Origin of the sequence: Streptomyces sp. NPDC048057 (assembly GCF_040653095.1) — a bacterium.
Taxonomy (GTDB): Bacteria; Actinomycetota; Actinomycetes; order Streptomycetales; family Streptomycetaceae; genus Streptomyces.
On the sequence record NZ_JBEZNF010000052.1, the window covers coordinates 21,219 to 33,122 of the forward strand.

The following is an 11,904-nucleotide window of genomic DNA, read 5'->3' on the forward strand; positions in this document are numbered from 1 at the left end:
GCGATCCCTCCGTCCCCCGAGCCGCTCGCTCACGCGGACGGCTCGGAGGCATCGTCAGGAACCCGTTCGAAGCGTGTGGTCAATCGGATGTGACCGACGGAGCAGGGGAGGGGGCGCAGCCCGTGCCGAAAAGTGGTGTGGGACGTCTCCTCGGTCACCACCTCGAACCCGGCCCCCGGATAGAACCCGGCGACCTTGCCGTTCTTGGCTGTGCGCCGGTACTCGGCACGTACCTCGTCGGCCCCACTCCGCTCCGCGTGAACCAGCACGGCGTCGAGCACCGCCTGTTCGATGCCGCGCCCGAAGACCCGGCAGCTGAGCAGGAAGTTGTCGATGTGCAGCACCTTCCCGTCCCGACGCAGCAGGACCGCGCCGACCAGTCCGTGGTCGCCGAACCTGTCGGCCGACACGATCGTGAGCACCAGCGCCGCCGGGTCCTCGGCGAGCGCGTATGTCTCGGCGGGCTGGAGGCGCTGTCCGGTCAGGTTGAACTGGTTGGTGCGCAGGGTGAGCTGGGAGACCCGGGCCAGCTGTCGAGAGTCGGCCGGTGCGAGCCGTACCGTGATGTCCAGCTCGCGTAGGTAGCTGTCCAGTGAGTCGAAGGTGTGCAGGAACTCCTGCCGCGCGTGGTCCTCGCGATAGCGCCTGGGGCGCACCACGTCCTCGTCGGTGAGTTCCTGTACATCGAACCAGCCGTCCCGCAGCAACCGCTCGACATGAAGTGCGGGCTCCGAACCGACCTGTACGACTGCCGTCTCCGGAAGCTCGCGGCGCACTAGGCCGCACTCGAAGGGACTGTCGTCCACGAAGACGAAGCTGTCAGTGGAGAGGTTGAGGTCACCGGCCTGCTCGATGAGATTGCTGTGCTTGGGGCGCCAGTTGGCCCGTATCTGGACGAAGTCCGCCTCCCGGAGGGCCAGTCCGGGGTGCTCGCGCAGCGTCTTCACCACCGGCTCCCGGTCGTTCTTGCTGACCGCGGTGAGTAGTACGCCCTGCGAAACCAGCTGCTTGGCCACACGCTGGAAACGCTGGAACGCTTCGCCCCGATAGCTTCCCTCGGTGGCGATACCCTCCGGGCCGACTTCGCCAAGCACCCCGCCCCACACGGTCTCGTCCAAGTCCAGCGCCAGCACCTTCTTCGTGCCGCCGACGGACCGCCGGGCCAGATGCCCGGCCTCGCGGGCGTACGCGGAGAGCAGGCCGTCGGACAGATGAGCCTTGGCGTAGACGCTTTGCCGTACGTCCTGTGCGGGCCCGCCCTCGGCCAGCAGCGGGTCAAGATCGACGACCAGCACCTCGGGGATATCCAGCGTCAACCGCAGCAGTCGGGCATTCGCCTCCCGCCACACCACGCCGAGCTGTGCCCGTGCCTTGAGGTCCACCAGCTGGCCGGTCAAGTCGCGCGGTAGAGGCAGTGTGTTGAGGACCAGGGTGCTGCCGGGGGTCGTACGGGCGAAGACCTCGGCGAGCCGCTCGGCGAGCGCCACCTTTTCCTCCAGAACACGTTCCGCGTCCGCCACCCGCCAAGGCAGCGGCAGTTCGTCCGCCACCACCGCCGGGTCCAGCACACACAAGGTGACCGAGGGGCGCGCGGCGTACAGCGCGCTGCCCGGGTCCGCCAGATCCAGCACCCAGCTGTCGAAGTCGGACAGGTGGACGCGGGCCAGCAGACCGTGTCGGGCCAGCTCCGCTGTGAGCGAGGGCACCAGCGCGGAGAGGGTCCCGTGGCCAGTGACGGCTATCACCGGGGCGGGTGTGCCGGGATGGGCGGCGAGCACTTCCTGCGGGTCGAGCCTGGCCAGCAGCCGTCCGGCTCGTCCCAGTGCGTCATCGGACATCCCGGCGAGCAGCCGCCTGACCCGCGGGTACTCGGCTGCCAGTTCACCGCCCTGGAGCAGCGCGGCGAGTTCCCCGGTGTTGTCACCGGGCGTGCCCGCTGCTGGGGCGCCCGTCACGGTGCGGTCTCCCTTCTCGTGCCCTCCAGCGCGAACCCGGCCTTGATCCACTTGCTGGACTCGATGGAGATGCCCACCGCCCGCTGCTCCGCCTCCAACGCGGCGAGGGCACGCTCCAGCTGGAGGAAGACGATGGCGTTGCCACAGTTGCCCGCCTCATCGACACAGCTGATGTCACGCGCGTCCGGCAACGCCAGCCGCTCGGTGATCAGACGGGTCATTCGACCGGAGAGCTGGGGCGGCAACAGTAGATCGACCTCGTCCTCCTTCCAGCCGGTGGTGTCCAACAGCTCGTGAAGCACCTCCTCGGTCATGGTGGGTACGTGTGCCTCGATCGCCTTGTAGTCCTCGGTCGCCGCAGGGCGCTCCGCGTCTCGGTCGACCGGGCCGAACCACTCCAGTACCGCCCCCGGTTCCCGGCCCAGTCCCACCAGGCGGGTGAACAGTGACCGGACCACGGCGGAGCCGGGCGCGGGGTTGGTGGAGATCACCGCCGCCCCCGCTGCATCCCCGAACAGTACGAAGTTCACCAGCTCTGCGGGGGCGGCCTTACGCAGGTCGACGGTCACGTCGTAGAAGCGAGCGATCACGTCACCGCCGAGCACCAGAACCGTGCGGCCGGTACCGCTGAGCAGGATCTGGCGCGCGACGTCCAGCGCCTGTACCGCGCCCGAACAGCCCGACTGGAGTTGGAAGGTGCGCACGCCGTTGATGCCGAGCCGATCCGCCACCATGTTGACTGTGGCCGGCATCAGCTGGTCCGGGGTGGCGGTACCCAGTACGACGGCGTCCACGTCCTCGGGCCCGAGACCCGCTGCCGCGAGTGCCTTGCGGGCTGCCTCCTCGGCCAGGTCGGTGAGCGAGGAGCGGATCACACCGGACTCCAGATCCAGTGCGAGATGCCGGGTCTTGGTTCCGATGAAGACATTGACCCACTGCTCCCACAGCGCGTCCATGCCGAAGCGCCTGGTCAAGGCGGCATTGTCCACGGCGGGCCCAGGGAGGGCGGAGGCTGCTGACAGTATGTGTACATCCGGACTGGGCATGAACACCCCTTCCTCGCCAGTGCGTACGCGCTGGTCAGTCGGAGAGTATGATCCGGGACTCGGCCGACGCGCGGACACTGGTCATCCGCCACTTCCGGAAACCGCTCAGCCCTTCGTACCGGCCGCTGGTGCCGGTCACCGGGTAGTAGACCCACTCACTGGTACGCACGGCGTTGAAGTCCGCCCAGCCTTCGGCGTGCAGGGTGCCGTCGTCGAGGGTGATGTCCTCGGTGTAGTAGCTCATCAGCCCGCCGTCGCCCGGCCGTATGTACTCGATCCGGAAGAAGCCGTGCGAGGTGCCGATCAACGTCCCGCTCTCGTCGTGCAACTCGTCGTCGAACGTTCCGCTCTGGCCCACCTTCGGGTCTGAGACCTCCACGTCATCGACGACCTTCGCCACAATCTCCTTGGGTACCTTGATCACGATCTGATTCGCCATCAGGGGTGTGTCCTCTCTGGGAAGCGGTGAGCTGTCGGTTGCTGTGCGGTGTGCGGGCTGGAGATGTCCGGCGATCAGCGGCGTTCGGTCGGCGGCGACGCCGGGGTCCGTGGAGATTCCCGGCCTCGGTCGTGTAGGCCACTGGGGAGGTTCGGGAAAGAAGGCCGCGACGGCTGTCTCCGGCGGTCCCACCAGTGCCGACCAGAAGTCATGCCGGGTCCAAGTGCCGCTGTTCAGTGGATCGTTGTCGGAGAAGGTGTAGGGCGCGTACTGACGCCGGGTCGGGTCGGGCTGTGTGAACCGGCCCCAGAGCCCGTTGTAGAGGTGGTGGTCCAAAACATGTGCGCCGCGCAGGAGTTGGTACGCGCCGCGGTAGCGGAACGGATTGGCCGCTGCCGCGTCTCCCGAGGCTGTCACCGCGCCGTGCGGCGTGTAGCGGTAGCGCGCGGCGATGTGCCCGTCCTCGTCGAGCAGCGCCAGCACGGAGCCCTGCTGGTCGGTCACCGTCCAGTAGTGCCGACCCTCCGGGGTGACGACGGCGAGCAGTGTCCCATCCGGAGCGCGAACGAAGTCGGTGGGCGAGTCGTTGTCGGCGACCCTCACCACGCCCAGCTCGGAGTGGGTCAGCACATGGGTGACGGTGCGGCCGTCGAGCGCGGTCTCGGTGATACGGCGGGGCCTTTCCTGGCCCAACTCGTCGTAATCGACGGTCACGACCCGCTGTCCACCGAACACCCCGGCCAGCGTCTGATGGGTGGCGCTGTAGGTGAAAGCGCCTGTGGGGTTGACCTCTTCGGTGAAGTCGCCCGCGCCGTCGTAGGTGAATTCCGTCTCGCCGAACTGCACGACTTGACCTGCGGAGTTGAGGGTGAAACGGATGTCGCCCAGCCGCACGAGATGGTGGGCGTCGTCATACGCGTATTCCGTGTCCCCGGCGCGTCGCAGCCGCTTCAGCGCGTCGTAGGAGAACGCCACGGTCTCGCCATGCACTTCTGCGGTGCGCAAGGTATCGCTGTCCACTCCGGCTTCCGAGTGGTACTCGTACGAGGTCCGGAGCGATTCCTTGCCCTCCGGGCCGCGTACGGTCAGCGCAATGCGGCGTCCTGAGGCGTCATAACGGATCTCCTGGACCGCCTGGCCGTAGTCCACTCGGGACAGGCGGCCCGAAGCGTCATGGGACAGATACGCGGTGCGCCCGGAAGGCCCGGTTACCGATGCGGGCCGGCCGACCGCGTCGTGGGTGTAGCCGACCGTGCCGCCCTCTGTCGTCAGCGAGGTCAGCTCTCCCGTGGGGGCGTAGGTGTAGCGGACCTCCTCGGTGGCGCCGTCCTCGGTGCGCACGGCCGATGCCAGTCGGCTGCCGCCGGTCGTGCGGGTCCACGCGTAGTCGTACGACCAGCCCTCGCCCGCCTTGTGGAGCAATCGCCCCAGCGGGTCGTGGGTCAGGCTGAGCAAGGTCCGCCCCGTGTTCTCGTCCGTGACTTCGACGAGCCTTCCCAGAGAGTCCCGTCGGTAGCCCGTGCGGTTGCCGTTGCCGCTGGTCACCGCAGTGATCCGGGACAGCCCGTCGCGGTGGTAGACGGTAGGCCCGAGCGGCGGGGGCGGAGTCACGCGGACCAGGTTCCCCGCGTGGTCGTGGTGGAAAGAGGTGGTGTCCCCGTTTCCGTCGGTGAAGCTGGCCAGGGAGCCGTGTACGGGGTCGTAGGTGCGGGTGTCCAGCGGGCGCTTCCGGGTCGGTGCGCCGGTGCGGACCAGCCGTCCTGAGGAGTCGTACGACAGGAGCAGTTCGTTGCCTAGCGGATCGCGCAGAATGGTAGGCAGCAGAGGGTTGCGGTGGTCCGCGTAGACGACTGTCGAACGTGCCGAGGTCGGCAGCCGCAGTGCGACCAGCCGTCCGGCCGTGTCGTATTCGTACGTGGTGGCGTGCCCGTCCGCGTCGATGACGGCCGTGCACAGACCTTGGCTGTCCCAGATGCGGCGCCGTACGTTGCCGGCCGGATCGGTCACCGAGGCGAGCTGTCCCTGTGCGTCGAAGCGGAGCACGGTGGCATGTCCGGACCCGTCGGTCACGGTGCTGAGCCGCGAACCGTACGTGAAGGTGATCCGGCTGGACGTGCCGTCGCCGGTCCACTCGACGGCCGCCACGGTCGGTTTGCCCTCAGGCGCGCCAACCGTATACGCAACGGAGACGATGCCACCGGTCGGGTCGGTGATATGCGAGAGCCGACCATGTGCGTCCCATTCGAACACGGTTGAGTGGCCGGACCCGTCCGTGTGCCGCACCATACGGGCGGCCTCGTCGTAACCGAACGTCGCAGCCGTACTTCCCAGCGGATCCACGATCTCGGTGACCAGCCCTCGCGGGTCGCGGCGCAACGTGGTGACGCGGCCCTGTGGGTCGGTGATGGTCAGCGGATCACCGTCAGGATCGGGTGTTGCCTGGTCCACACCGCAGGAGAGGTGCCAGCCTGGACCGAAACCGACGGCGGCTCCTGAATGACCGCGGTGTTCACGTGTCAGTCGCAGGTTTCCGCCGGCGTTCTCGATCACCAAGTCCGTCTGCCGTACGATGACTTCGCCCTCCGCGAGGTCGACTAGCACATCGATGCGGTCCCCGACGGGTAGGGACCACGCGACGGGGTGGGTTTTTGCATCCCGGATAGCGAGCACGGGAAAGCTCCTCGATCACTTGGTGAAGTGCCAGATTCGACCGTCCTTCTAAAGCCGCCCTTAACCAGCGCTTTGTCCGCGATGGGTAGCGGGCGTTCTACCGCTGACGAGGCCAGGTCTGACAAAATCGCTTGCGCCATCGCATTCGGCGCCTGTTGTGTGCGAACTCTTACGACGACAGGCGCTACCACGGGGACAGCAAGTAGGGGAGGGGACCTGCGAAGATGGCCGCCACTGAGATCTCAGGGCAAGTGCCGCTCCGGGGCGAAGAATTGAGTCGGCTGGTGACCCTGGTCGGGGCCAGGGGCGCGGAGTCGGGCGTCGCGGCGGAGCTGGCCGGGGGTCCTGGCTCCGGGAAAACCCGTCTACTGACCGAACTGGCCCGGGAGGCCTCTGGGAGAGGGAAGTGTGTACTGCGCGGTCTTGGCTCGGAAGCCTTCACCCATGTGCCGTTCTACCCCTTCATCGCGGCGTTCACATCCTGGCAGGACAGTGACTCCGGTACAACCGTGCCGGGAGCGGCGGCATTGATCCGCGCCTTGGCCATCGATTCCACCACTGGCTCCGGTTCTCAAATGCCCGGATCTTTCCATTTATTTGCGGAGTTCCGCAGAGTCCTGGCCAAGAGTCTGCCCACTGCCTCCGGCGGGCTGCTGCTCCTGCTTGACGACTTTCACTGGGCTGATCCGTACTCCGTCGAACTGCTCGATATGCTGGTGCACCACCCCACGGGGGGAAGGTTGTTCGTCGTCATGGCGCACCGTCCGCGTCAGTCGCCCGTCTCACTACGCGTCGCGGTCCAGCACGGCGTCGAGTCAGGGACCGTGCGCACGCTCGAGCTGGGTTCCTTGACGCTCCAGCAGAGCGCGACGTTCCTGGGCCGGGCCCCCGACAGCTCCGGCCTTGCTCAGCTCCACGAACGGGCTGAGGGCAACCCGCTCTACCTCACCGCCTTGGCCGAGGCGGACGCCGAGTCTGCCGCAGAGTTCCCGGAGGCTCTGGCCCGCAGTAGCCTGGGCGCCCGCCTGCTCTCCGAGACCACATCGCTGGGCGAGCGTGCGAAAACGATCCTGCGAGCTGCCGCTGTGCTCGGCAGCTCCTTCGATATGACGGCCGTCACCGAAGTGGCCGAGACCGGCCAGGACGAGACGTCCCGGACGCTCGATGACCTGAAGCGCCGGGACCTGATCCGCACGGTGCCGGACGGGTGGCGCAGGCTGGGCTTCCGCCACGAGTTGCTGCGGCACTGCGTGTACGGCGACACCGACGCCTCCTGGCAGATTGGCGCGCACCGCAGGGCGCTGGCCCATCTGAGTAGCACGGGTGCACTGCCCACAGAACTCGCACCGCACATCGAACGTTCCTGCGCCGGTATCGAGCCGTCCGACGCAACGGTGCTCGCCTCCGCCGCCCGGACGGCGTTACACGCGGGCAGGCCCGTCGATGCGGCGCGCTGGCTCGCCTACGCTCTTCGGTTGCAGCGCGCGGTGGGCGCCCTCGACAGCTTGGAGACAGTGGGGCCGGAACTGTGGCGCCCGGTGGTCCAGGGCCTGGCTGCCGAGGGAGAGGCCCGCTGCATACAGGAGCTCGGCAACGAGATCCTTGCTGGCCCGTCGGGTGCGGGCGACGGCACCCGGGCCGATACGGTCACCTTCCTGGCCGCTGTGTCCGCGTCGCTTGGCCACGGCGAGGAGGCCCAGGCCCTGCTGACGGCCGAACTGCCCGCCGACCACAGCAGAGCCACCAGCACCAGAAGGCTGCTACAGGTGCAGCAGCAGCTCACCAAAGTGCTCGCCGGGACGGCCCTCGCTCGCGCGGACGTCGAGATGCTGGCCGTGGAAGCAGGGCACGCCGACCCTCTGACTAGGGCTGGGGCGCTGGCGCTGCGTGGCCTGTGCGCCGTAATGGAGAGCGACATCGACATCCGCTTGGCCGAGGGCGCGCTGGACGCCTCAGCCCAGGCGTTGGACGGGTTCTCGGCCGGGAGGGCTGCCGCGCAGCACCTGCCAGGTCATCTGTTGGTACTGAGCTGGGCCGAGGCGTTGATAGGGCGATACGGGCCTGCGCGTAGCCACGTGGAACGGGCACTGGCCACGGTGCGCGAACGAGGTGACACCCACTTGCTTCCCCCGCTGCTGAACACCCTTGGCTACGCGCACTATCAGTCGGGGCAGATGGCGGATGCTCTGACCGCGGTGGACGAGGCGCGGACCGCGGCCCTTGCGTTGGGCCGTGCGGACCACGTCGGGCTGGCGGAGGCGGTGAGCGCAGCCGCGTGGTCGCAGCTCGGACGGTCGGGAGAGCCGCCCCGTGAGTACTTGAACCTGCGAGATGAGGACAGGCCCCCCAGGATGTCACTGGAGGCCCTGCTTTACGCCGAGGCGGCCCTTGCCCGCGGTGACGCCGATGCTGCCCTGGCGCTGCTGCTGCCGGAAGGCGACAGCGCTTGGCGCGTCTCCGAACCGGTGGCGGTACTGGCCGCCCGTGGTTACGAACTCCTTGCTGCGGCCTCCGCGGACCGGAGGACAGAAGACGTTCGCACCGAGCAGTGGGCGGAACGTGCTGTCGACGCGGCGGCCGGTGATCTGCCTGAGCAGCGCGGCCACGCACTGCTGGCACACGGCCACGTGCTGCGCTGCAGGCGGCTCATGGCCGAGGCCACACGCTGCTACGAAGAGGCCGAGGAACTGTTCGGGGGCGAAACTCCGGCGGGCACCAGGGCCCGGGAACTGGCTCGCGCCCCCGAGCAGTCGACAAACCGGAGTGAAGAGGACGCGCTTACGGAACTGACCCAGCGCGAGCGCGAGGTGGCCGGCCTGGCGGGGAGAGGGCTCAAGACGAAGGACATCGCCAGGCAACTCCGGGTCAGTCCGCGAACGATAGACGTTCATCTCTCCCGCATCTATGGAAAGTTGGGGGTGAGTTCACGGTCAGGGCTGGTTCGACTGATGGCACGATTCAATTGAGGGGCGACGACCACCGTGATGAGCAAGCTGTCGTCGGTGGTCCACCGTACGGTGAAGCTCCGCACCTCCACACCGCAGACCCAGGGGCCCGGTGCTAGCAGCCCTGACTCGGACTCTCTGCGTTCGGCGTCGAAGGTGATGTCGGCCATGGAGAGAAGTCCAGGAACGTGCCGGCCGGAGGGGGCCAGGCCTTGTGAACCGCCTCTTTGACACTGAACAACAGCCGGTCTCACAGTGCGTGGGGTGCGTCGCCCTTCCGGCCGCACTGGTCGGCCAATGCGGCGTGCCCTTCTCGCCGGATGGCAACGGCTCGTAGCAGACGTCGAGTTCGCGCAGCGCCGTCTCGGTACAGAGTCGTACGGTTGTGTAGGGCCTGCTGCCTCCGGCCGCCGTGCCGATCATGCGGGCGTGGGCAGCAGGCCGGCCACCAGCTCGGCCACACCGGACAGGCGGTCGATCACGAAGAAGTGCCCCCCACTGAAGACACGCAGCCGGAAGCTGCCCGTGGTGTGGTGCTGCCAGGCGCGCATGTCCTCAATGGATGCCTCGGCGTCCTCGTCCCCCACAAGCGCCACCACGGGACAGGTCACCGGCGTACCAGGAGTGTCCTGGTACTCGGCCAGCGCATTGTAGTCGCCGCGCAGCGCCGGCAGGATCATGTCCACGATCTCCGGATCCTCCAGGAAATCCGATTCTGTGCCTCCTAACGACCTCACGTTGTCGATCAACGCCCGGTCGTCGCTGAGGAACCGTGACTCAGGACGGCGCCGGGACGGCGCGCGACGGCCGGAGACGAAGAGGGCCGACGGCCCTCCGCCGGATGTCTGCTCCAGCCGCGCGGCCACTTCGTAGGCGAGCGAGGCGCCCATGCTGTGCCCGAAGAATGCCCGCGGCCGGTGGCTTCCGCCTCCAAGCACCGCGGCGATCCTGTCGGCCAGCAGATGCAGATCGTCGACAGGCGCCTCGTGGCGACGGTCCTGTCGACCGGGATACTGCACCGCAGATACCGCGATATCCGGGGCCAGCGCGGCCGACAGCCCGTACCAGTATCCGGCGGCCCCGCCCGCGTGCGGGAAGCAGATGAGTTCGGTGCCGGCCGCCGGACTCGGGTGGAAGGTCCGCAGCCATCGCTCGCGAGGGTCGTACATCTCCTGTCTGGTCACGGTCAGCTCGCCACAGGGAGGTCGAGGGCCCGATCAGAGGTGAGGATCGCGTGATGCACCCGGCGCAGCGAACGGCAGGGTTCCAGGCCCAGTTCGGTCCTGAGTACCCGCTGTGCCGACTGGTAGACCAGGAGCGCCTCGGCCTGTCGTTCGGAGCGGTAAAGTACCAGCATCAACTGCCGGTAGAAGGTCTCCCTCAGCGGGTACTGCACGATCAACCCGTTGAGCAGGCTGAGCACTTCGCGGTGCCGTCCGAGCGCGGTGTGCGCGTCGACGGACAATTCCAGGCACTCCAAGTGTTCTTCTTCGGCCCACGCGGCGAAGGAGCTCAGGACCTGCCCTTCCGCGAGTCCATCCAGGACCGGCCCTCGGATCAGCGAGTGTGCCCGGTCGAAACATTCCAACGCTTCCTCGTAGCGCCCCGCGTGCTGGTGCCCCCGGCCATTTCGCATCGCAGTACGAAAGTCCGTCACGTCGTATTCTGCGCCGCGGAGCTGGAATAGGTAGCCGGAGGATCTGGTGGAAATCGCCTTCCCTTGTCGATCTCCTGCCGCCACAAGGAATTTACGTAGCTGCGATATGTACACGTGCAGGGCGGCTGCGGCTCGTCGAGGAGGGCGCGAGCCCCATATATCTACGATTAGCTGCTCTTTGGTGGTTACCCGGCCCGCCCCTATGAGCAAGGAGGCCAGCGTGATCTCGGTCTTTGGGGCGCTTAGCGAATGAATCTCGTCCCCTCTGCGTACCTGCAGAGGGCCCAGTATTTCGTAACGCATCGACACCTCAGGCGTTTTGGGAACCTGCTTGCGTACCAACGTGATGACTCTCATGCCACGGCCGATCCTGCACATCAGGGAAATTACGTACGCATTCTAAGATGGCCGAAACTCCCCCGACGCGCCAGGCGTGGCTGTGGCCCGCGCACGGACGCTGTCCGCGCTGCGGTGTCTGGCATGGACCGTGCACGTTGCCGGGGCGATGGCCGGCGTGCCTCCGCGTATGGGTGCCGACAGCGGGCGCGAATCGACTTTCGTCGCTCCGCGCCGCGAACGAGGCAACTGCGCCCATCCAGCGACGGCTTGTCAGTCTCTGTCTGGATTCGTCCGGAGAAGGCTCTGGTTTCCTGTACGTGCATGAGGAGCCTGATGCGCTGATGGATCCGTGCGGGAGGAAGCGTCCGCCGCTGGTTGTAGTGACCGGTCGAAGCTGGAGGCAGGCTGATCCCGGGTTGAGGGTGAGGCTGGAAACGGCCTCGACAATGTAGTTCGTGATGCGTCGGCAGCAACGGGCGAGGGATGCAAGGATCTCTTCGGCGGTCTTGCGTTGTACGAATGGTCGGGGGCCTTGATCCAGTCAGTGATGTCAGTTTCGAGGCCGTTGACAGAGCGGTGAATGACGCGGCGGAGGTTCTTGATGGCAAGCTCGGTGAACCGTCAGTCCACCAGATTGAGCCAGAACGAACTGGTGGGTAGGAAGGGCAGGATGGGCTCGTGGCCACTTATTGATCCGAAACGCTTTGGGTTCGGGTTCGTTGACAGCATGTGAGTGATCTGGTGGGGGATGCGCGGATGTGGTCGCCGGACGTGCAGGAGGCTGTGCGGTTGCTGGCGGTGTCTGCGCTGGTGGAGGGTCGGGACCGGGTGGAGGTCGCGGTCTTGTTCAAGG

Annotated in this window: 7 protein-coding genes; 1 reads left to right on the forward strand and 6 read right to left on the reverse strand. The window is 67.2% G+C overall.

What is annotated here, in order from left to right; genetic code table 11:
- Positions 1 to 29: 29 nt before the first annotated feature.
- Genes AB0E05_RS35360 through AB0E05_RS35370 form a run of 3 tightly spaced genes read right to left on the reverse strand, consistent with a single transcriptional unit; the run spans position 30 to position 6,110 of the window.
- Entirely contained in the window at positions 30 to 1,955 is a 1,926-nt protein-coding gene (locus AB0E05_RS35360) for an HAD-IIIC family phosphatase (protein ID WP_361971500.1), read from the reverse strand.
- The gene (locus AB0E05_RS35365; RefSeq protein ID WP_361971502.1) at positions 1,952 to 3,001 is read right to left on the reverse strand and encodes a 3-oxoacyl-ACP synthase III family protein; all 1,050 of its coding nucleotides are present in this window, start codon (positions 2,999 to 3,001) and stop codon (positions 1,952 to 1,954) included. The genes AB0E05_RS35360 and AB0E05_RS35365 overlap by 4 nt, the downstream gene beginning before the upstream one ends.
- A gap of 34 nt (positions 3,002 to 3,035) precedes the next feature.
- The gene (locus AB0E05_RS35370) at positions 3,036 to 6,110 is read right to left on the reverse strand and encodes a DUF6531 domain-containing protein (RefSeq protein ID WP_361971503.1); all 3,075 of its coding nucleotides are present in this window, start codon (positions 6,108 to 6,110) and stop codon (positions 3,036 to 3,038) included.
- Between the two features lie 224 nt (positions 6,111 to 6,334).
- Between AB0E05_RS35370 and AB0E05_RS35375 the strand changes: the two genes are divergently transcribed.
- Positions 6,335 to 9,076, forward strand: coding sequence for an AAA family ATPase (locus tag AB0E05_RS35375; RefSeq protein WP_361971504.1), 2,742 nt, complete (start codon positions 6,335 to 6,337; stop codon positions 9,074 to 9,076).
- Here the strand turns inward: AB0E05_RS35375 and AB0E05_RS35380 are convergent.
- Genes AB0E05_RS35380 through AB0E05_RS35390 form a run of 3 tightly spaced genes read right to left on the reverse strand, consistent with a single transcriptional unit; the run spans position 9,041 to position 11,069 of the window.
- Positions 9,041 to 9,478 (reverse strand): hypothetical protein, encoded by a 438-nt coding sequence (locus AB0E05_RS35380; protein WP_361971506.1) that lies wholly within the window; start codon positions 9,476 to 9,478, stop codon positions 9,041 to 9,043. The two genes, AB0E05_RS35375 and AB0E05_RS35380, sit on opposite strands and share 36 nt — an antisense overlap.
- Positions 9,475 to 10,239, reverse strand: a complete 765-nt coding sequence (locus tag AB0E05_RS35385) for an alpha/beta fold hydrolase (protein WP_361971508.1) — start codon at positions 10,237 to 10,239, stop codon at positions 9,475 to 9,477. The genes AB0E05_RS35380 and AB0E05_RS35385 overlap by 4 nt, the downstream gene beginning before the upstream one ends.
- Positions 10,240 to 10,241: 2 nt before the next feature.
- Positions 10,242 to 11,069 (reverse strand): AfsR/SARP family transcriptional regulator, encoded by an 828-nt coding sequence (locus AB0E05_RS35390; RefSeq protein ID WP_361971510.1) that lies wholly within the window; start codon positions 11,067 to 11,069, stop codon positions 10,242 to 10,244.
- Between the last annotated feature and the right edge of the window lie 835 nt (positions 11,070 to 11,904).